The following is a 21,123-nucleotide window of genomic DNA, read 5'->3' as shown; positions in this document are numbered from 1 at the left end:
GTACTCTCTCAAGCCAAGCTCTCGCCTCGCCTCGGCGACCGCGATATCTTGAGGTTTATTGGTGCGGTGCAGCAAGAAGATCGCTCTCGAGGGCCGTGTCGTGCGCCCTCAGGCAAACCGCCTATCCGGCTGCTGCGGCTCGTTTTCCGCCATTTCGGCGCGCCGTTCGCGGTCGGCGCGAAGCTCGCGTTCGGCCAGGAGCCAGAACTCGATCTCGAATCCGTCGGGCCGGTGGTGACGTTCCCACAATTCGTACGCGCGCTCGCGAATTTCCTCGAAGCTGATCCGGGGCTTGCCGTTCATGGTTCGTTTCCTTGTTGATCGCCGCAACGGTTCGCGATCAGCCGGCCCTCGCCTATTGAGGCCGTGATGGATGGTCTGAGGGAAGACGCGTCAACCCGGACGGTGATCCCGCCCATGGGCGGCGATCGGCCCTTTCGGACCTAGCCCTTCCAGTTCTTCAACGCCGCGAATGGGCTTGCGGAAGGGTCGGGCGGCGGGGGGTTGAGGATCGGCTCGACCTGCGCGAGTGCATCGGCGAGGGAGAAGGCCGAGCCGTTGGGCAGGCGCCCGCCGGCGGCATCCTTGTGGCCGCCACCGCGGAACTTTCGGGCGCCGTCGAGGGCAGTCTCGTTGTTGGAACGGAAAGAGAGCGAGCCCGTGCGCTGCACGTTGACGACGCGGCGTGCCCGGCCACTCTCCATGATCCGGTCGGAGACGCGCTGGAACATACCGGAATCGAGCCCGAACGACAGGAGCGTCCCGTCGGAGAGTGGCCGGAACAGCGTGTCGGACCGTGACAGCACCCGGGCGATCCGCATGCGGGTCGTGAGGGCCCGGTCGTCGTCCGGCTCGCCTTCGAGGAGCGTATCGAGGATGCGGGTGCGCAACGCGCCGACCTCACGCTCGATCCCGGACGGGGGTACGCCCCGACGCAGGAGTTCGGCGATGCCGCCGAACAGGTCGCCGATGAAGTGGTCGTGCCAGGGATGGCCGAGCGGCACCAGCGTCGCGACGTTGTCCCAGAACACCTCGTCGAGGACGTGACCGCCGAGAAAAGTCGGCCGGTCCTTCTTCCAGAGGTCGAGAGCATCGACCGCCTCGACGAGGGTTTCGAGGTCGAGCGACTGCGCCTCATGGGGCTCGTGGGTCGCGTAGAGGGCACGGTGCTCGAACGCCATGCGGGTGGCGCAGTGGCTCTCGTCGATGAGAAGCGTGAGATCGGGATCGTCGAGGTCGAACCGCCTCAGGGTGGCCTCCCCGGTCTCGGCCGCCAGCGGCACGATCCCCTGCTCGCGCAGCTGGTCGAGGGAAGAGGCGTGGTGGTCGAGCACGATCAGGCGGTGCTTCTCTGCCGGTTCGCGCCGCCCGTTCATGGCCGCGAAGCTCTTGATGAAGTTCACCGCGGGGGCTTCGAGGCCGAGATCGGTGATGATCAGGAGTTCGGGTGCCCGCGCCGCGCCGAGCCTCTTCAACTCGACGTCGACCACCGGCCCGATATCGGAGTAGCGCGCGACGTGGATGATCCGCGACACCGCGCGGAAGGCGCCGACCACCGTTGAGGCGCCGTAGCCGTCGAGATCGTTGTGGGTGATCTGCGTGGCGTTCACGAAAAGCGGTCCTTGTTCGCCGCGACCGGTGGAGGAGAGAGGCGCAGCTTGGGCTTGCTATGGCCGCGTTGGTCACGGGGTGCAATCGCCGCGAAGGCGCCTGCTGCGGCGTGCTGCCAGACGCCGCGGCTGGGTTCGCTTGACGAGGCGCAACGTCACGCAAGTTAACCGGCATGCCGAATTCCTCGTCTCGCTCGCTGCCGCCTGTCTTCGTCTGCCTCCATTTCCTCGGAGGAAGTACCCATGAGTGGGCCGACGTTTCCGGACGGCTGAACGGTGACGCTCGCTGCTTGGCCCTCGACCTGCCGGGCTTCGGGGAAGCTGCCGACGACACCGGCTACGGCGTTGCTGCGATGGCGGATGCCGTCATCGAGCAGATCCGCGCCGAAGAACTCGAACGCTGGTTTCTGGTCGGCCACAGCATGGGTGCCAAGGTCGCGCTGGCCGTGGCCCGGCGGGTCGAGGACGGGGAGGCAGGGCTCCTCGGGCTCGCCGGCCTCGTCCTTCTGGCGGGCTCGCCGCCGAGCCCCGAACCGATGGAGGAGGAGCGGCGCCAAGCGATGATCGCCTGGATCGGGAGCGACCCCGATACTCGCCATGCCGAGGCGAAAAGCTTCATCGCGAACAATGTCGGCGCGCCGCTGCCGCCTGCCAAGATGCGATCGGCCGTCGCGGACGTGCTCAAGGCAGCGCCAGCGGCCTGGACCGCTTGGCTCGAAACCGGCAGTCGCGAAGATTGGTGCCACCGCATCGGCGTCCTTCGCACGCCCGCCCTCATCGTGAGCGGATCCGAGGACGCGGACCTCGGCCCGGCCGCCCAGACCTGCCTGATGGCGCCGCACCTCGCCCATCACCGGCTCGTCGTGCTCGAAGGCGCCAAGCATCTCCTGCCGATGGAGCGATCCGAGGCGGTGGCCGCCCTGCTGGCGGGCGAAGCCATGGCCGCGATGCCGGCGATGCCGACGGCTCCGCCGATCCCGGATGCCTATCGCGCGCTGATCGCTTCGCCGCGGGTCAATCACCGCCTGCGCGAGGCGTTGGCCGAGCGTGGCAGACCCGACGATCCCGCCTATCAGCCGGTCGCCCTCGATGCGGTGGAACTGGCGATCCTGCGCGCCGTGGTCGACCGTGTGCTGCCGCAGCAGGGTCCCGCACGGATCGACATCGCGGCACGCATCGATGCCCGCCTCGCGCGGGACGACTCCGACGGCTGGCGCTTCGCCGCGCTGCCCCCCGATCGGGACGCCTATCGCGCCGGCCTCCGCAGCCTCGACGGTGAGGCCTGCGCGCGAAGGCAATGCCGCTTCCTCTCCCTCGATGGGGCGACCCGCGACGAGATCCTCGCGGCCGCCGCCGGGAGGGAGCTCGCGGGCACCGGCCTCGACGCGGAGCAGATGGCGCTGTGGTTCGAGGACCTGCGTGCGGACGTGGTCCAGATCGCCCTCGCGCATCCCGCGACCCTGGCGCGGATCGGCTTCAGCGGGATCGGAGCGGGGGGAGACCGCGAACCCGAAGGATTTCGGCAGTTCGGCATCGACAGGCGGGAGCCGTGGGAACCGGCGGCGCCGGACAAAGCCGCACGATGAACCTCGAAGGCATGCGGCGGTACGCGCCGTCGGACGTTGTCGACGCCGTGATCGTCGGCACGGGCGCTGGCGGCGCCCCCTTGCTCGCGACACTCGCGGCGGCGGGCCTCAAGGTCGTCGCCTTGGAGGCCGGGCCGAACTTCGACCCGCACCGCTTCGCCTTCGACGAGACCCTGGCCACCGAGATCTACTGGACGAAGGAGCGCCTGAGCGGCGGCGCCACGCCGGAATCCTTCGGGGGCAACAACAGCGGCACCGGGGTCGGCGGATCGACGCTGCATTGGGGCGCCTTCGTGCCGAGGGCCGATCGGCGCGACCTCCGGCTCCTCACCGAGAGCGGCGTCGGGGCCGACTGGCCACTCGATTACGACGAGCTCCTGCCATTCTATGAGCGGGTCGAGGCATTCATCGGCGTCTCCGGCGCCAGTCCTTATCCATGGGACGCGGAGCGCCGTTACCCGCTGCCGCCGGTTCCGCGCAATACGTCGGCGCAGATCATGGCCGCTGCCTGCACCCGGCTCGGAATCCGAGCCACCGATGCGCCGGCAGCAGTGGTCTCGCGGGATTTCCCCCAGGAGGGCGGGCCGGATCGTCCCGCGTGCATCAATTGCGGCTATTGTCACCAGGGCTGCCGCAACGGTGCCAAGACCAGCATGGACGTCACCTACCTCCCGCTCGCGGTCGCCCGCGGTGCCGAGATCCGGCCCGAGAGCACGGTCCATGGGATCGAGCGCGACCGCGAGGGCCGGGTCACGGCGGTGGTCTACCGACACAAGGACCAGGATGTGCGCCAGCGTTGCGCCAACCTGTTCCTCTGCGCGGGTGCCGTCGAGACCCCGCGCCTGCTGCTGAACCTCGATCTCGCCAACGGCAGCGGACAGCTCGGGCACCACTATATGGGCCATGTGGCGACCCAGGTCTGGGGAACCTTCGCGGCAGAGACCCGGCCGAACAAGGGCTACCCGTCCTCCCTCATCACCGAGGACATGGTGCGCCCGGACGACGCGGATTTCGCCGGGGGCTACCTCGTCCAGAGCCTCGGGATCATGCCGCTGACCTTCGCCAACTCCGTGGCGCGCGGGCGTGGCCTGTGGGGATCCGCGCTCTCGGACTATCTCGGCCGCTACAACCACGTCGCAGGCCTCGGCATCAACGGCGAGACGCTGCCCTACGAAGGCAACCGGCTCACGCTGTCGGACGAGACCGACGATCTGGGACTTCGCAAGGCGCGGGTGGATTTCAGCTACGGCGAGAACGAACGGTGCCTCGACGCCCACGCCACCCGCTTCATGACGCGCCTCTGGCAGGAAGCGGGGGCCGACGACATCTGGGCGTTGAGTCGCGTCGCCCATGCCATCGGGACCTGCCGGATGGGCCACGACGGCGGGAGCGCCGTGGTCGATCCCTATGGTCGCAGTTTCGACATCCCCAATCTCTGGATCTGTGACGGCTCGACCTTCCCGAGTTCGCTCGCTGCCAACCCGGCACTGACCATCATGGCGCTCAGCCTCCGCAGCGCCGGGCGATTCCTATGGGGCTGATGTCTTCCGGCACGGAAGAACTTCGTTCGAACGGAGAACCTTGGCCGCGAAGTCTCGCGTTGGTCGAGCGAACAACCAGATCCGTTCGTCCAGATCAGTTCTTGCAGTGAGGCCGCCATGACGACACGCCATACCCACCGAATCGCCCTGCTGGCGACGTTCCTCGCCGGAACCGCGGCGATGACGGGCCACGCCTCGGCACAGTCCTCCGCGAGCCAAGGCCCTGTTTTGACGAAAGTCGCGAGCTTCGAGCATCAGGTCACCGGCGTGACGGTCTCGAAGGACGGCCGCATCTTCGTCAACTTCCCACGCTGGACGGAGGACAGCCCCGTCTCGGTCGCCGAGGTGAAGGACGGCAAGCTCACCCCGTTCCCGGATGCGGAATGGAACGCCTGGCGCAACGCGAAGAAGGACGAGGTCTCGGCGCGCGACCACTGGGTCTGCGTCCAGAGTGTCGTCGCCGATCATCAGGGTAACCTCTGGGTCGTCGATCCGGCGGCTCCCGCAATGGCCGCGGTCGTCAAGGATGGGCCGAAGCTCGTCGAGATCGATCTCAAGACCAACAAGCCCGCCCGCACCATCGCCTTCGACGAGAGCGTGGCGCCCCAAGGCTCCTACCTCAACGACGTGCGCTTCTCGCCAGACGGCAAGACGGCCTACCTCACCGATTCCGGCGCGAAGGGTGCGCTGGTGGTGGTCGATCTTGAGAGCGGGAAGTCGCGGCGCGTGCTCGACGGCGATCCCTCGACGCAGCCCGACAAGAGCGTGACCGTCACGTATGACGGCCAACCGCTTCGGCGTCCCGACGGGCGAGGGGTCGAGTTCGCCGCCGACGGGATCGCGCTCTCGCCGGACGGCAAGACGCTGTATTGGCAGGCGATCAAGGGCAGGACGCTCTATTCGATCCCGACCGAGGCACTTGCAGGCGGCATCACGGGATCGCTGCTTCCGGCGGCCCTCACCGGCGGCGACCCGTCGTCAAAGGTCGAGCGGGTCGGCGATAACGGTCCGGCCGACGGCTTGATCATCTCCCGCGGCGACGGGCGCATGTACGTGACCTCCCCTCAGGACGACGCCGTCAAGGTCCGCGACCTGTCCGCCAAGGGGACGAGTCTGACGACCTTGATTCAGGACAAGCGCCTGCGCTGGCCCGATACCTTCGGCGAGGGACCCGACGGCACCATCTACGTCACCACCTCGCGAATCCAGGATTCGGCCTTCTACAAGCCGGATGCGCCGGCCGCCCTACCCACGGACTTGTGGAGCTTCAAGCCGAACGCCGGCGAGGCCACGGGCTCGACCGTTCCGGCCGCACGCTGACCCTCTGACCGGTCGCAGGTCGCATCGGCTGCGGACGAAGCGACCTGCATCCTCGACGCGCGAGACCAGACGAGAAGGTCGATGACAAAAATCAAACGACGCCTCTTCCTGGGCGGAGCCGGCGCGGCGTTGGCGTTGAGCACGCGATCGGCCTCGGCGGCGCCCGTCGTTCGGGCGGACGATCCGCGTTTTGCAGCCGTCATCGACCCTGCATCTCGCCTGCGGACCGTCTTTGCCGGCGGACGCTGGTGCGAGGGGCCCTGCTTCGCCAGGGATCTCGGCGGCCTCGTCTTCAGCGACGTGCGCGCAAATCGGATGATGGTCATCAGCGGGGACGGCCAGGTTCGGACCTTTCGCGATCCGTCCAACAACGCCAACGGCAACGTGCTCGACGGGCAGGGGCGTCTCGTCACCTGCGAGCATCGCGGACGGCGCGTCATGCGTCGTGAGTCCGACGGGCGTCTCACCGTCCTGGCCGATAGCTATGACGGCAAACCGCTCAATTCGCCCAACGACGTCGCGCTCGGGCCGGATGGAGCCGTCTGGTTCACCGATCCGGTCTTCGGCATCACCATGCCCGAGGAGGGGGTGATGGCCGAGCCGGCTCAGAACGCCCGGCGCGTCTACCGCATCGATCCCTTGGGTCGGGTCCAGGCGATGACCGAGGCTTTGGGACAGCCCAACGGCATCGCCTTCTCGCCCGACGGGCGCATTCTCTATGTCAGCGATACGAGCGCAGCGCTCAAAAATTCCGAGGGCGCAAGGACCATCGTGGCCTTTCCCGTCTCGGGGTCGGGAGCACTGCCGCCGCCGCGCGTGTTCGCGACCCTCGACGAGGGCGTGGCCGACGGGCTCGACGTGGACGAGGCGGGGCGCCTCTACGCCGCCTGCTTCGACGGCGTGCGCGTGTTCGATCCCGACGGCACCCTCCTAGGACGAATCGCCACCGCCACCGATGCGGCGAATCTCGCCTTCGGTGGCGCGGACGGTCGCCGGCTCTTCATCTGTGCCGGTCCCTCGGTCCATGCCATCGACCTCAAGGTCCGTGGCGCTCGCTTCGCCTGATCCATGTCACCGCCCGAGAGGTCGAGACCATCATGACGCTTGCCCGTCGCAGCCTTCTGACAGGCGCCATGTGCGGTGCCGCCGCCCTCGCCCTGACGAAGGGCTCGTCCGCTGAAAGCAATAGCGTGTCCCAATCGAATGCAGCCGACGCCGTGCCCGCCGCACGCCGGACGGGCAACATGGAATTGGCCCGCGTCGCCCATGCCCCGTCGAACCCGACCGGCCTTGCGATCTCGCGGAACGGCCGCTTCTTCGTCATGATGCCGCGCTTCGAGGCCAAGGTGCCGTTCACCCTCGGCGAGGTCATGGCCGATGGCGAGGTCCGGCCCTATCCCGATCTGGCGACGAACCAGGCCGATCCGCTGAAGCCGCAAGGCCGCCTCTTCCACGTCCCCAACGGGGTCTTCGACGCGCAGGACGCCCTCTGGCTGCTCGATGCGGGGCTCCCCGACGGCTCGGGACCGCCGGTGCCGGGTGCGGCCAAGCTCGTGCAGCTGGACATCGGGACTGGGGCGATCCGGCGCGTGGTGCCCCTCGATTCCGGGATCGTCCCGACCTCGTCCCTCAACGACCTTCGCGTGGACATCCGCGGCGACCGAGCGGTGGCCTACATCACGGACCAGGGCCAGGACGGCGAAGGGGCGATCCTCGCCGTGGACCTGAGCACCGACCGGGTCGTGCGGCGGCTCGCGGGGCATGCGAGCACCAAGTCGCAGAAGGGCATCCTCAAGATGGTCGAGGGCGAGGCGGTGATGCAGCGCAAGGGCGACGGGCCGCCACGACCCGTGCAGGGCGGTGCCAACGGCATCGCGCTGAGTCCCGACGGGCAGCGGCTCTACTACGCTCCGCTGATGGGCCGGCGCCTCTACGGGGTCGACACCGCATCGCTCCTCGACGCGCAGGCGTCCGACGCCGCCGTGGCGGCAGGCGTGCAAGACCTCGGCGAGAAGGGGATGACCGGCGGTCTGGCGACGGACTCGAGGGACCGGGTCTACCTCGCATTGCAGGAACACAATGCGGTGGGGCGCCGGGACCCCGACGGCACGGTGACGATCCTTGCCACCGACCCCCGCCTCATCTGGGCGGACACCTTCGCGTTCGCGCCCGATCGTTGGCTCTATATCACTGCCGCGCAAGTCAACCGCCGGCCGGAATACCATCACGGCCGCGACCTGACGGAACTACCCTACGCGATCCTGCGGCTGCGGATCGACGCCGACCCAGCGTGACACCCGAGACCTGCGGTGACGTCACATGTCGGTGACGCGATCGCGATCAGCCGTCGACGACATGACCCCATCGGGTGGTGAACCCTCGCGCCGATCCTCGCTCTCCATGCGAAACCGTGAACAGCGCGATCTCGAACTGGGGCAGACAGCCGCGGCAGAGGGCGGAGGCATGCCGTTGCCTTGACTGAGCTGTTCCTGTTGTCGATTGAGAATGGATGCACGCCACGGCAAGCAGTTGCCGGATTATGCTGGCAGATCTGCGTTAACATAAGTTATTCATGACGTCGGGACGCTGCAAAAGGGGGCGACGGAACACGTCGCGGACCTTCCAGCCGACTTGGGATCAACTGCAGTGACCGTCAAAGCGCCCGACGACCTTGCCTGGCTGATCCGCAAGCTCGGGACCGTCGATCACGTGTCCTCAGAGGAACGCCAGGCGATCGAGAACCTGGCCTTCACCAGGAAGCGGTTCAACGGCGGCCACGACATCGTCTGCGAGAGGGACCGGCCCAGCCATTGCTGCCTGATCGTCGAAGGCTGGGCGTGCCGTTACAAGCTTCTCTCCGAGGGCAAGAGACAGATCATGTCGTTCCATGTCCCGGGCGACATCCCCGATCTGCAGAGCCTCCATCTCACGACGATGGACCACAACCTCGCCACCGTGACGCCGTGTACCGTCGCCTTCATCTCCCATGAGGGCGTCCACGACCTCACCCGCCGCTTCCCGCGCATCGCGGACGCGCTCTGGCGCGATACCCTGGTCGATGCGGCCATCTTCCGCGAGTGGATGACCGGCATCGGACGGCGCTCCGCCTATGGGCGGATCGCGCACCTCTTCTGCGAGATCTACGTCAAGTTGAACGCGCTCGGGCTTGCAGAGAATTACCGGTGCGAATGGCCGATCACCCAGATCGACATCGCCGATGCCCTTGGTCTGTCCAATGTCCACGTCAACCGAGTGCTTCAGGATCTCCGCGGCGCGAAGCTGATCTCGCTGCGTGATCGCACGCTGGTGATCGAGAACTGGGACGCCCTGACGGAGGCGGCGGAGTTCGACATGCTCTACCTCCACCTCAAGACCTGACGTCCCGCTCTGGCGATCGATCGATCTCTTCGGGCGTAGCGCAAAGGCGAAGGCGGATCATGACTCGCCCGAGCCGGGGCGAGGCCGTTATCACGGCGAACGGGATGCAGAGGAGGTAGCCCAGCATCAGCGGCAGGCACCACGCGAGGGCGGCCGGGCTGAGCCAAGCGATAACGGCGCAGAGGACGGCGCCGAAGGCGAAACAATCCCAGAGTCCGCGCGTGGCCGAATCGAGAGACAAGCCGTGGGCATCCCGGTTCTGCCGGTTCCATGATCCCGAGCTGCGCCCGAGGCGCCGGACGAGGAAGATCGTGAGCCGGAAGGTGCTCACCGACAGGAGCAGGAACGAGAAGACGAGTTCGAGGGCAGCGCCCGACAGGAAGGTCGCCGTCCCACCATAGGCTTTCCGGTCCGAGCGACTGGCGAGGATGTCGAGATAGCCCGCGAGCTTCGGTGCGACCGAGGCGACGAGCCAGGTGAGATAGAGGCCCGCAGCGAGGCCCGCCGGGAAGGTCTCCTCCAATTCCGTAAGCTTCAGCGGCACCAGCACCAGCGCCAGTGTGAGGGCGGGGGCGGTGAGGAACATCAGGATCGCGGCGGCGAGCTGGAACCGGCTTACGGGATGCAGACCGGGGAGCTGCAGCAGGCGGAGGTACTGCATGTTGCCGAAGCACCAACGCAGCTCGCGCGTCACATGGTCGATCAGCGTCGGAGGGTTGTCCTCGAAGCTGCCGCCCTCCATGGGCAGCACACGGACCTCGTAGCCGGCGCGGCGCATCAGCACCGCCTCGATCTGGTCGTGAGAGAGGATCGCGCCGCCGAGCAAGCCGTCGGGGAGGTCGGGCATCCGGCAATGATCGGCGAAGGGACGGATCCGCACCACGGCGTTGTGTCCCCAGAACGGGCCGCAATCGCCCGTCCACCAGGCCGAGCCCATCGTGTAGGGGCGCATGCCCTGGCGCATCCCGAACTGGAAGATCCGCGCGAAGGGGCTGTCGGCGGGCGAACCGACGACGAGGCTCTGCAGGATGCCGATGGCGGGGTCGGCCTGCATGATCCGCACGAGGCGCAGGATGCACGCCCCGTCCATCAGGCTGTCGGCGTCGAGCGGGACCATCAGGTCGTAATCCCCGGCGCAGCGGCGACAGAATTCCTGCAGGTTGCCCGCTTTGAACCCGGTATTCGCCGGACGCCGCCGATAGGCGATGCGATGGCGTTCCCCCGGCGTCGTGCGGTCGCGCCAGGCAGCCACCGCTCCTTCTTCGGCGGCGGCAACGCCAGGATCGTCGGTGTCGCTGAGGACATGGTAGGCGAAAGCCGCACCCCGACCGGTGGCGTCGAGGCTGGCCTTCACCCGTTCCAGCCGCGACAGTGCGCGGGCGGGATCCTCGTTGCGCAGGGTCATCACGATCGCGGTGGCGAGGCGGATCGGCGCGGCTCCGTCGCCCGACGCATGGAACGGGGCCGCCTCGGCGAGGCCCGCTCGGCCGCGGCGCAGCAGCCAGAAGCCGATGATCGCGTTCCAGAAACCCAGGACCGTCCAGGGCACCGCGAAGAGGCAGCAGGCCAGGAGGCCGAGATCGACGGGGCTCCAGCCGCCCGTACCGAGTACGCGCGCGGTGAGCACGAGGAGGAGGAGACCGCTCGCGAGATTGAGCGGCACGACCAGGGTTCGGCGCCGTCGCAGCGTCTCGCGGGGTTGTAGGCCCGCCGGCATCGTGAGAGGAGCGCGGCCGTCGGCCTCCGCGAGTTGAGGCTGCTGGGAGTCGACGTGGATCATCGCGAAGCATCCGGCGCGGCGGGTCTGGAGGCGGGCGGCGCATGCGCGCTGTGGTATACCGCCCCTGGCCGGGCGGAGCTGCGTCACGAGGTTGCGCGAACCCCCGCCGCCGGCGAGGTCGGGGTCGAGACCCTGTGGACCGCACTGAGCCGCGGCACCGAACGCCTGATCTTCGAGGGCTTCGTGCCCGAATCTCTCTACGATCGCATGCGGGCGCCGGCCCAGGAGGGCGCTTTCCCCTTTCCCGTCAAGTACGGCTACTGCGCGGTCGGCCGCATAGCCGAGCCGAGCGACGGCGGGACCGGCCTCGTCTTCGCCCTCCGGCCGCATCAGGATCGGTTCTGCGCGCCCCGCGATGCGCTATGCCCGATTCCCGCAACGGTGCCCCCGCGGCGTGCGGTTCTCGCCGCCAACATGGAGACCGCCCTCAACGCAGTCTGGGATTCCGGCGCCGGCCCCGGCGACCGAATCGCCGTGGTCGGAGCCGGGATCGTCGGCCTTCTCGTTGCCTTCCTGGCCGCGCAGATCCCCGGCTGCGACGTCGTGGTGATCGACATCGCTGCCGATCGTGCCGACATTGCCGGGCGTTTCGGGGCCGCCTTCCAGAACCCCGATGCCCCGGTGCGCGGCGAGGCCGACGTGGTCTTCCACGCCAGTGCCAGCCAGGACGGACTTGCCCTCGCCTTGGCGCTCGCCGGCGACGAGGCGCGGGTGGTGGAGATGAGCTGGTACGGCGCGCGTGCCGTCGCGGCACCGCTCGGCCTCGATTTCCACGTGCGTCGCCTCAGCCTGATCTCGAGCCAGGTCGGGCAGGTCTCGGCCTCGCGCCGGCCACGCTGGAGCTTCAGGCGGCGCATGGAGAAAGCGATGAGCCTGTTGGCCGATCCGCGCCTCGACGGGCTGATCACCGACGAGGTCGCCTTCGCCGACCTTCCTGACGCCCTGCCGCGCCTACTGGCGCCCGGGGCGCCGGGCCTGTGCACGGTCGTTCGCTACGGCGTCTGAAATCCCGAAACGGTTGAGGAATTCTGCATGTACGCCATCGAAGTCCGCGAGCACGTGATGATCGCCCACAGCTTTCGCGGCGAGCTGTTCGGGCCGGCCCAGGGCCTTCATGGCGCGACTTTCGTGGTCGACGTCGCCTTTTATCGCGAGACCCTCACGCAGGACGGCGTCGTGGTCGATATCGGCCGGGCCGGCGAGGCGCTGAAACGCATCCTGGCACCGATCAACTACCAGAACCTCGATGCCCTGCCGCAATTCGCCGGGATCAACACCACCACCGAGTTCCTGTGCGGCCACATCCATCGCGCCATGGCCGAGGCCGCGCGGGCCGGCGATCTCGGTCCCGGCGGCGAGGGGGTCGCGCGCCTGCGTGTCACGCTGCACGAATCGCACATCGCCCGCGCCTGGTTCGAGGGCCCGGTGACGGGGTGATCGACGTCCGCTTCCTCATTCCCGGCGATCTCGCGACCCCGACCGGCGGGTACGCCTATGCCCGCCGCCTCCTGGCGGATTTGGCCGCTCATGGCGTGGACGCCACGGCGGTGCCGCTGCCGGGTTCGTTCCCGCATCCGACGTCGGGCGATCTCGCAGCAACGCAGATCGCGATCGCCGGCACGCCGCAGGATGCGGTGCTGCTCGTCGACGGTCTCGCCTACGGTGCGCTTCCGCCGAAGGTCGTCGCCTTCGCGGGCTCCCGACCCATCGTCGCCCTGGTCCACCATCCGCTCGGCCTCGAGGCCGGGCTGGGCGCCGACGATGCGCTTCGCCTGGTGGCAAGCGAGCGCACGGCTCTCGCGCTCGCGACCCGCGTGGTGGTGACGAGCCGGTTCACCCGGTCCCTGCTCGTCGCCGAGTTCGGCGTGCCCGCCGGCCGCATCAGCGTGGCCGAACCCGGAACCGACCCCGCGCCCCGCGCTACGGGCGGCGGATCGCGGCGGGTCTCGCTGCTCGCGGTCGGCGCGGTGACGCCGCGCAAGGGCTTCGATCGCCTCGTCCAGGCATTAGCGACGCTCACGGACCTCGACTGGCACCTGACCATCGCGGGAGCCTGCGACAGGTCCCCCGACCATGTCGCGGCCCTGCGGCGGACGATTGCCTCAGACGGCCTCGGCGGGTGGATCACCCTGGCCGGCGCAGTATCGCCGGACCGTCTCGCCGAACTCTACGACCGCGCCGATATCATGGTCTCGGCCTCGCTGTTCGAGGGCTACGGCATGGCGCTGGCCGAAGCCCTCGCCCATGGCCTCCCGGTGGTGGCGACGACCGGCGGGGCCGCCGCCGAGACCGTTCCCGACGGAGCCTGCCTCAAGGTGGCGCCCGGCGACGCAACGGCCCTGGCCGCCGCCTTGCGGCTGATGATCGGCGACCCCGAGCACCGCCGCGCTACCGCGGACGCCGCCTGGGCGGCGGGCCAGGCCCTGCCGCGCTGGCGAGACACCGCGGCCATCGTCGCCGCCACCCTCAAGGACGCACAGCCATGACCGGTTTCAGCAGCGAATGGCTCGCCCTACGCGAGCCCGCCGACCATGCCGCCCGCGATCCCGGTCTCGTCGCTGAGTTGGCCCGGACACTCGCCGAACATGCGGAGGTCAGGGTTGTCGATCTCGGCTGCGGTGCCGGCTCGAACCTGCGTGGCCTAGCGCCTCATCTCGGACCACGTCAGTCCTGGCGACTGGTCGATTATGACCCCGCACTCCTGGCGGCAGCGCGCAACGCGCTCCTTGATTGGGCTGATCACTGGGACACCGAAGGCGAGGCCCTCGTCCTCACCAGGGACGAGAAACGCATCAGGGTCGCCTTCGCGGCCCTCGACCTCTCGGCCGGGCTCGGCGGGGCCATCGACCCGGCGGCGAAGCCCGATCTCGTCACCGCGGCGGCCCTGTTCGATCTCGTCTCGAAACCCTGGATCGACGATTTCGTCCGTTCCGTCGCCGAGGCCGGCTCGGTGTTCTACACGGCGCTCAGCTACGACGGCGCTGAGACCTGGGACCCGCCACATCCCGACGACGGCGCAATGCACGCGGCTTTCCTGGCGCATCAAAGCAGCGACAAGGGTTTCGGGGCGGCGATGGGTCCGGGTGCGACGGCGGCGCTGGCGGACGCCTTCCGGCAGCATGGCTACGACGTCGTCAGCGCCTCGAGCCCCTGGCGCCTGGGACCCGGCCATCCCGACCTGATCCGGCAGCTCAAGGACGGCAAGGCCGCCGCGGCGGCCGAGACCGGGCTGATGGCACCCGGCGCGATCGACGACTGGTCGGCAGCGCGAAGCCGCCCCGGCACGGCCGTGCTGGTCGGCCATGCCGATCTCCTCGCGGTGCCTCCGCAATCGAGGCTCGCATCCCGGAACGGGTGAGGACTTGCTGAGGGAATGCGGGAACGGCCGATCTCGACCCGCGCTCAGCCCGTACGCCCGCCCGCCAGCATCCGCCGCAGGGTGCCGTCGCGCCGGATCACGTGGTGGTGGAGGGCGGCGCCTGCGTGAAGGGCGATCAACGCCACCAGGGCGAAGGCCGCGACCGTATGGAGCCCGAGGATGCGCTTGCCCACCGGCATGCCCCCGGAGATTGGCAGGGTCAGCGGGAAAGACCAGAACAGCTTGACCGGAGCGCAGCAGGCCGAGGTTCCGGCCCAACCCAGCAGCGGCACCAGCACGATGAGCCCGTAGAGCGCGGCGTGGGAGGCGTACGCCGCCCGCCTCTGCCAGGCCGGAAGCCCGGCCTCCAGCGCGGGCGCCCCCCGCGAGAGGCGCACGAGAACCCGGGCCAGGACCAGCGCCAGGGCGACGAGGCCAAACGACTTGTGCCACTCGTAGAGCTGGTTCTGCAGCGGACCCTCGCCGACATTGGTCATCGCCACGGCCAGCGGGACCTGGATCAGGATCAGGAGTGCGATTACCCAGTGGAGCAGCTTCTGGGCCGAGGAATAGGCGAGCGGAGCGGTCATCGGGCAGGGCCTCGTTCGACGCGGCGGCAGGGGTCGCGGAACACGTCGCTGCCGAGGCGATCGCGCGGTGGGCAACCTCATCGATCCGCCGGCAGCTGGGTCGCCGCAGGACCGGGCCCGACCTCCTAGGGTTGTGCTTATCCAACGGTTCTTGCAGAAAGCCGACCCGGCTTTCCCGACCCGACCTTCAACTCAGCATCACCGCTGACCGACGGCGCTGAGGTGTTGCATGACGCCGCACCCATATCATCTTCGTTTGCGCGCAATACATCAAGCGTAGCCGGAAGCGTGACGGCCGACGGGAATGCCGTCGCGCTACCGTCCGCTACACCGCCATGTCCACCGCCCTACGCAGCGACGTCAGCCGCCGCTCGGTCCGCGAACCAGAGGTCATCGATGCCCACGACGCGCCAGGATGCAGATCGCCGGACCCGTCCCGACCAGGTGTCCGTGGAGCGAGCGGTCGCGGAGCTGCGCGCCGGGCGCCCCGTGGCCGTGCTCGGCGAGGCCCCGTTCGTCATGGCCTGCGCGGAATCCGTCGATGCGGATCTGGCCGCGTCGCTCGTGTTCGATCTTGCGGGTCCAGGCGCCGATTCGGTGGGCTGCGCCTGTCTCGTCCTGCCGGCGCCCCGGCTTCGCCGACTCGGGCTGCACGACCGAGCCGGACCCGGCGGGATCGCGCTCCCCGCCATCGATCCCGAACGGATCGCGCGTCTCGCCCTGCAGATCGATGCCCGGATCGACGCGCCCGTCGCCCTGACCACGCGCCGGGACGAGGTCGCCCTCGATCTCGCCCGTGCCGCCCTGATGCTGCCGGCCGTCGTGGTGGTCCCACTGGGCGAGGGTGCGTCCGTGCCGGCCCACCTCATGAGCGTCACCGACACGGCTGTCGCCGCCTATCACGTCGCCACGGTCAGGATCGTCAGCCGGGCGCCGGTTCCCCTCGAAGGGGCGCTCGACAGCGAGTTCGTGGTGTTTCGCGGCGGCGACGGCCTGCGCGATCAGGTCGCGATCGTCGTCGGGCGGCCAAAACTCGACGCGCCCGTCACCGTGAGGCTCCACTCCGCCTGCCTCACCGGCGACCTGTTCGGATCGCTGAAATGCGATTGCGGCGACCAGTTGCGCGGGGCCGTGCGGCAGATGTCTGAGACCGGCGGCGGCATCCTGCTCTATCTCGACCAGGAGGGCCGCGGGAATGGCCTTGCCAACAAGATCCGCGCCTACGACCTGCAGGCCTGCGGCTTCGACACCTACGAGGCGGACGAGGCCCTCGGCTATGGCGTCGATCAGCGCCGCTACGACTTCGCCGCCCAGATGCTGCGCGGTCTCGGCGTCGCGCGCGTGCGGGTCGTGAGCAACAACCCGGCCAAGATCGCGGCGCTCGGTGCGGCCGGCCTCGACGTCGTGGGTACCCAGCGCAGCATCGGCCGCGTCACCGCCCAGAACCTGTCCTATCTGTCGGTCAAGCGCGACCGGACCGGGCATGCACTCGGCCGGGATCTCGCCGAACGCCTCGAAGCGACGCTGCCGTGAGGCGCGGCATGATGCTGGCGATAGCGAAAGCCCTCGGTCTCGGCATCGTCCTCGCCCTGTCGGGCCCGGCCCTGGTCGAGGCGCGTGACGCCACTTGGCCCGTGAAGGGCAAGCTCGTCGGCGAACCGAAGGGCCGGGGAGGGGATGCGGAGGAGGCCAAGAAGGCGAGGGATGTCAGCGGCATCGCCTGTGCCTCAACATCCGGCTTCCCGCGGATCTGCGTCGTCGCCGACGACGAGACGCAAGGGGCTCAGATCGTCGTTCTCCACGACGGCCGCCTCGTCGCCGGGGATTTCATCAGGCTGACCGACGAGACCCGCGATGGCGAGCCTCTGGAACTCGACGCCGAAGGCGTCGCCTATGCCGACGGCGCCTTCTACGTGGTCGGCTCGCATGGCCGGCCTCGGCACCGCGATCGCGGTGCCGACGATGCTGAGAGCACGGCGAAGACCAGGGCCACGCGAAAGATCTTTCGCCTGCGCTTCGATCCGGCCGCGGTGGACCGGGATGGACGCCTCACCGGCTCGGTCGCGATCACCGCCTCGACGGCCCTGGCGGCGCACCTCGCGGCCGAGCCTGCCCTCGCCGCTTCCTTCGACGGTGCCCTCGATGCCGATGGCCTCACCATTGAAGGCATCGCGGTGCAGGGCGACCGTCTCCATGTCGGCTTGCGCGGACCCGTCCTGCCCGACGGCAAGGCCGCGATCCTGTCCGTGCCACTGGTTGCCGTGTTCGGCGCCGAGCGGACCAAGGCGGTCCTGCACCGGGTCGATCTCGGTGACCGCCGCGGCATCCGCGACCTCGCCGTATACGGCAGCGGCGTCCTCGTCCTCGCCGGCCCTGTGCAGGACCCTCCCGGAGGCACGATCGAGGACGGGGGTTACGGGGTGGTGTGGTGGGACGGTGCCTCGGTCACGAAGGCGCTCGGAGGCCTGCCGTCCTACGGGTCGCGGGTGAAGCCCGAAGCGCTTCTGCCCCTCGGCCGGACGAATGGGCGGCTGCGCGTACTCCTGCTCTTCGACGGACCGGAGGAAGGTGGCCCACGGACCGTCGAGATCGACGCCCCCTGAGGGATTTGTCCTTTCAACGGCATCGCGTCCACAGGTAACTCTGTGCGGACAAGTCTGGGGTGGCAGCCTATCCTGGTGAAGCCACTCCCTTCCGACGAGACGACGGACGCATGGACACACCGACCGGACACGGCCGTTACGGCTACAACGCACTTCCATCACGGCCCGTCTACGATTGGCCGGGGGGTAAGCGCCTCGCGGTCTACGTCGCCCTGAACCTCGAAACATTCGATTTCGGCTCGGGACTCGGTGCCGAGCTGGCGCCGGGCGGCCCTCAACCGGACGTGCTCAACTATGCCTGGCGCGACTGGGGCAACCGCGTCGGCGCCTGGCGGATCAGAGACTTGCTCGACGCCCTCGCCATGCCCGCCAGCATCCTCGTCAACAGCCGGCTCTACGGCGACTGCCCCGGCCTCGTGGAAGCCTTTCGGGCACGCGGCGACGAGATCGTGGCCCATGGCCGCACCAATGCCGAGCGGCAGGGCGTCCTGGACGAGGCGGCCGAGCGCGCCCTGATCGGCGAGGCCACGGATATCCTGGCCCGTCACGAAGGCCGCGCTCCGGCCGGCTGGCTCGGGCCCTGGATCTCGCAGTCGCACGTCACGCCGGATCTGCTGGCGGAAGCCGGCTACCGCTACCTCCTTGACTGGGCACACGACGACCAGCCCGTCTGGCTCACCACTCGAGGCGGCGGGCGCATCCTCTCCGTGCCCTACCCGCAGGAACTCAACGACATCCCGTCCATCGTGGCCCGCAAGGATTCCGCCCAGGATTTCGCCGATATGATCGTCGACGCCTTCGACGAGATGCTGGAGCAGTCGCAGGCCGCGCCGTTGGTGATGGGCATCGCGCTGCATCCCTACATCGTCGGCCAGCCGCATCGCCTGCGCCCGCTGCGCGCAGCGTTGGCGCATATCGCGAGCCATCGCGACGGCGTTTGGCTGACGACCGCGGGAGGGATCGCGGATCATGCTGCGGCGATCCCGGCGATCACATAGTCCGAGGATCACGGCTGACCACCGACGCCGAGAGTCGCTCAAACACGATTGACACGCAGGCCCGCCACGGTCTGTCCTCTCTCCCGGCATGCTCTTCACCCGCCTCTCCGACGACCTCTTCAGGCCCTTGGCCTCGCCGAGCCGTGCCTTCAACGCGGCCCTGCTGCTGCACCTGCACGCAAAGATCTTCGCCGACATCGTCGAGCCCTTGCGCAAGAGCGAGCTCATCGCCGAGATCGGCGACTTCTCGGCGGCCTTCAGCCAGAGCGACATCGCCGACGACGAGACGACGCCGGTCGATCCCGTCGAGCGCCGCTCGGCGATCTACCGGCGCCTCCTCGACGCCGGCTGGCTGGTGGAGCGGCGCGAGCGCTACTTGCCGGTGGTGGAGTTCGACCCCGAAGCGCGCATCCTGATCGAGGAACTGGCGCGTCTCGATCGGGGCGAGAACCGCTCCTATGGCGGCGCCGTCCTGGAGGTTCTCGGAAGCCTCGAGAGCGCCATCTCCAACCCCACCGATCGCTCCGAGGCCCTGGTCAACGCCGCCAAGGCCTCGCGCGCCTTCCTCGGCCACCTGCGCAGCCTCGCCGGCTCGATGCGCAAGGTCGAGGAACGCATCCTGCGCGAGGACGACCAGCGCGCCGCCTTCCGGCTCTACTTCGACGAGTTCGTGGCCCGCCATCTGGTGAGCGACTACCGCACCCTCCACACCCGGCTGAACCCGTTCCGCTTCCGCTCCGGCATTGTCCGGGAGGCGGGCCGAGCCCTGCGCGACGCCCTCACGATCCGCGCCCTGTCCGAGGCCGGCCTGCGCGAGGGTCGCGCCCCCGACCTCGCCGCCGCCGAGCGGGCGGTGCGCGGCGACCTCGCCGAGATTCTCGGCGTCTTCGAGGGGCTCGACCGGCACCTCGACGCGGTGGCCGACATCGTCGCGCGCCTCGAGCGCCGGATCGCCGCGGCCCTGCGCTACATGGATCATCGCGACTCCGACAGGATCGAGCGCGTGGCCGCTGCCCTGCGCGCGCTCGGTGCGGCCGGGCCGAGCCTCGCCGATGCGCCGGCACCGCCGGTCTCGCTGACGCGCGCGCCGATCGGCGATTCGCATCTCTACGCGCCGCGCCTCGCGCGGCGGGCCATTCTCTCCGAGCCGTTGCCCGAGATCCGCCTCGACCCGGCGGTCGAGGCCTTCATCGCGGCCAAGGACGCTTTTCGCCAGCGCGTAGCGGTGACCGAGGAACGGATGGTCGGCTTCGTCGAGGGCAAGCTCGGCTCTGCGCCTGCAATCCGGGGCTCACAGATCCCCGTGACGGATGTCGACGACTTCGTGGTGTTCCAGCGTTTGCGCGAGATCGACGTGCTCTTCGATGGGGCACTCGGCGAGCGCTACCGCCTCTCGCGGCTGGAGGGACGAGTCTCCAATGGATGGCTCGACTGCCCGGATTTTTTGCTGGAGCGCGCCGAGGGCTGAGCACGTCGAGTAATCGAAGCGGAACGATGATATAAAATAACCGTGTTATCCTCGTCAGAAAGCGCGAATCGCTGGTCATTCCAGGGCTGCGAAGCAGAGCCCGGAACCCAGAGCTGCCGATCCCACCAATATTACCACCGCCTGTGTTTCTGGGTTCCGGGTTCGCCTTCGGCGCTCCGGAATGACGACGTGGTCGGCCTGATCTGCGATTCGCGATAAGCTGATAATCGCTCCTCGGCATCACCCCTTCACCTGCATCCAGAAGGCCGACTTGCGGCCGTGGGCCTTGCGCAGAGCGTTGCGGTAGGTGGTCGGATCGGGCGAGAGGCTCCCCCGTTCGATCCGTTCCGCCAGGGCGTCGAGGCGAGCGAGATAGCGGGCGCCGTGGCCATAGGCCTGTGACCGTCCGTTCCCGAGGATGTCGTCGAGGAGGAGCCGGTAGAGCCGGCTCGCCGCGACCGGATCGACGCCCTCCAGTGCCTCCGCCGCCGGGCCGAGGACCTCGTAGCGGTCGCCCTCCCATAACGCCCGCCGCGCCTCGACCAAGCGGGCGGCACGATCGAGGTTCGGCCAATGAACGAAGAAGTGCAGGGCCCGGTAGGGCTGGGGATGGGACGCCGCATGATCGAAGGCGCGCTCCAGGGCCTCCTCGTCCTCGAAATCGGGCAGCTTGGCGAGGTAATCGCGCAGCATCCCGCGATCGAGGGTCTGTTCGAACCGCGCCCAGCGCAGGCTCTGCGCCGCGTCGCGTTCGCCCAGCGCCTCGCGGATGCGGATCTCGAGGGCGATGCGGTCCCGGTCGGGCTGCTCGGGATCGACGGTGCCGGTGATCACGGATGCGCGGGTGACGACGCCGATGCCGCGCTTCTGCGGCTGTATGATCCAGTCGAG

The 21,123-nt window shown here is 68.9% G+C and carries 19 protein-coding genes; 14 read left to right on the top strand and 5 right to left on the bottom strand.

The annotated features are described in order from the left end of the window. Positions 1-108: 108 nt before the first annotated feature. Entirely contained in the window at positions 109-303 is a 195-nt protein-coding gene (locus ACFE7U_RS06105) for a DUF2934 domain-containing protein (RefSeq protein WP_375408839.1), read from the bottom strand. A 140-nt stretch (positions 304-443) separates the two neighbouring features. Next, entirely contained in the window at positions 444-1,610 is a 1,167-nt protein-coding gene (locus tag ACFE7U_RS06100; protein WP_375408838.1) for a dimethylmenaquinone methyltransferase, read from the bottom strand. Between the two features lie 173 nt (positions 1,611-1,783). Between ACFE7U_RS06100 and ACFE7U_RS06095 the strand changes: the two genes are divergently transcribed. The 6 genes from ACFE7U_RS06095 (at position 1,784) to ACFE7U_RS06070 (ending at position 9,435) form a co-directional block, all read left to right on the top strand. Next, positions 1,784-3,196: an alpha/beta hydrolase gene (locus tag ACFE7U_RS06095; RefSeq protein WP_375408837.1), complete on the top strand. Its 1,413-nt coding sequence runs from the start codon at positions 1,784-1,786 to the stop codon at positions 3,194-3,196. Then, positions 3,193-4,737: a GMC family oxidoreductase gene (locus ACFE7U_RS06090; protein WP_375408836.1), complete on the top strand. Its 1,545-nt coding sequence runs from the start codon at positions 3,193-3,195 to the stop codon at positions 4,735-4,737. The genes ACFE7U_RS06095 and ACFE7U_RS06090 overlap by 4 nt, the downstream gene beginning before the upstream one ends. Positions 4,738-4,854: 117 nt before the next feature. Next, a complete protein-coding gene (locus tag ACFE7U_RS06085; RefSeq protein ID WP_375408835.1) occupies positions 4,855-6,057 on the top strand; it encodes an SMP-30/gluconolactonase/LRE family protein in 1,203 nt (400 codons plus the stop codon). Positions 6,058-6,138: 81 nt separating this feature from the next. Next, positions 6,139-7,122 carry an SMP-30/gluconolactonase/LRE family protein gene (locus ACFE7U_RS06080; RefSeq protein ID WP_375408834.1) on the top strand — a complete coding sequence of 328 codons (984 nt, stop codon included), beginning with the start codon at positions 6,139-6,141 and terminating at the stop codon, positions 7,120-7,122. A 32-nt stretch (positions 7,123-7,154) separates the two neighbouring features. Continuing rightward, a complete protein-coding gene (locus ACFE7U_RS06075; RefSeq protein ID WP_375408833.1) occupies positions 7,155-8,351 on the top strand; it encodes an SMP-30/gluconolactonase/LRE family protein in 1,197 nt (398 codons plus the stop codon). A 352-nt stretch (positions 8,352-8,703) separates the two neighbouring features. After that, entirely contained in the window at positions 8,704-9,435 is a 732-nt protein-coding gene (locus ACFE7U_RS06070) for a Crp/Fnr family transcriptional regulator (RefSeq protein WP_375408832.1), read from the top strand. On the opposite strand, the gene mdoH is transcribed toward ACFE7U_RS06070, so the two are convergent. Beyond that, complete coding sequence (mdoH, locus tag ACFE7U_RS06065) at positions 9,425-11,215, bottom strand: glucans biosynthesis glucosyltransferase MdoH (protein ID WP_375408831.1); 1,791 nt, start codon at positions 11,213-11,215, stop codon at positions 9,425-9,427. The genes ACFE7U_RS06070 and mdoH overlap by 11 nt on opposite strands. 78 nt (positions 11,216-11,293) lie before the next feature. Between mdoH and ACFE7U_RS06060 the strand changes: the two genes are divergently transcribed. Genes ACFE7U_RS06060 through ACFE7U_RS06045 form a run of 4 tightly spaced genes read left to right on the top strand, consistent with a single transcriptional unit; the run spans position 11,294 to position 14,573 of the window. Beyond that, positions 11,294-12,220: a zinc-binding alcohol dehydrogenase gene (locus tag ACFE7U_RS06060; RefSeq protein ID WP_375408860.1), complete on the top strand. Its 927-nt coding sequence runs from the start codon at positions 11,294-11,296 to the stop codon at positions 12,218-12,220. Between the two features lie 27 nt (positions 12,221-12,247). Next, complete coding sequence (locus ACFE7U_RS06055; RefSeq protein WP_375408830.1) at positions 12,248-12,652, top strand: 6-pyruvoyl tetrahydropterin synthase family protein; 405 nt, start codon at positions 12,248-12,250, stop codon at positions 12,650-12,652. Next, the gene (locus tag ACFE7U_RS06050) at positions 12,649-13,701 is read left to right on the top strand and encodes a glycosyltransferase family 4 protein (RefSeq protein WP_375408829.1); all 1,053 of its coding nucleotides are present in this window, start codon (positions 12,649-12,651) and stop codon (positions 13,699-13,701) included. Before ACFE7U_RS06055 ends, ACFE7U_RS06050 begins: the two co-directional genes overlap by 4 nt. After that, entirely contained in the window at positions 13,698-14,573 is an 876-nt protein-coding gene (locus ACFE7U_RS06045) for an SAM-dependent methyltransferase (RefSeq protein ID WP_375408828.1), read from the top strand. Before ACFE7U_RS06050 ends, ACFE7U_RS06045 begins: the two co-directional genes overlap by 4 nt. Positions 14,574-14,617: 44 nt before the next feature. Here the strand turns inward: ACFE7U_RS06045 and ACFE7U_RS06040 are convergent, their stop codons facing one another. Next, positions 14,618-15,163: a cytochrome b gene (locus ACFE7U_RS06040; RefSeq protein WP_375408827.1), complete on the bottom strand. Its 546-nt coding sequence runs from the start codon at positions 15,161-15,163 to the stop codon at positions 14,618-14,620. A gap of 396 nt (positions 15,164-15,559) precedes the next feature. On the opposite strand from ACFE7U_RS06040, the gene ribA reads away from it, so the two are divergent. The 4 genes from ribA (at position 15,560) to ACFE7U_RS06020 (ending at position 20,232) form a co-directional block, all read left to right on the top strand. Continuing rightward, positions 15,560-16,696, top strand: a complete 1,137-nt coding sequence (gene ribA / locus ACFE7U_RS06035; protein ID WP_375408826.1) for a GTP cyclohydrolase II RibA — start codon at positions 15,560-15,562, stop codon at positions 16,694-16,696. Positions 16,697-16,704: 8 nt separating this feature from the next. Beyond that, complete coding sequence (locus tag ACFE7U_RS06030; RefSeq protein WP_375408825.1) at positions 16,705-17,766, top strand: DUF3616 domain-containing protein; 1,062 nt, start codon at positions 16,705-16,707, stop codon at positions 17,764-17,766. A gap of 110 nt (positions 17,767-17,876) precedes the next feature. Further along, positions 17,877-18,764, top strand: coding sequence for a polysaccharide deacetylase family protein (locus ACFE7U_RS06025; protein WP_375408824.1), 888 nt, complete (start codon positions 17,877-17,879; stop codon positions 18,762-18,764). Positions 18,765-18,852: 88 nt separating this feature from the next. Further along, the gene (locus tag ACFE7U_RS06020) at positions 18,853-20,232 is read left to right on the top strand and encodes a Wadjet anti-phage system protein JetA family protein (RefSeq protein WP_375408823.1); all 1,380 of its coding nucleotides are present in this window, start codon (positions 18,853-18,855) and stop codon (positions 20,230-20,232) included. A 240-nt stretch (positions 20,233-20,472) separates the two neighbouring features. Here the strand turns inward: ACFE7U_RS06020 and ACFE7U_RS06015 are convergent. Beyond that, positions 20,473-21,123, bottom strand: a 651-nt coding sequence (locus ACFE7U_RS06015; protein WP_375408822.1) for a DUF6880 family protein, incomplete at its 5' end; no start/stop codon positions are given.

Origin of the sequence: uncultured Methylobacterium sp. (assembly GCF_964251405.1) — a bacterium.
GTDB lineage: Bacteria > Pseudomonadota > Alphaproteobacteria > Rhizobiales > Beijerinckiaceae > Methylobacterium.
The sequence above is the reverse complement of the archived record's forward strand: the minus strand, read 5'-3'. Positions and strand labels throughout refer to the sequence as shown.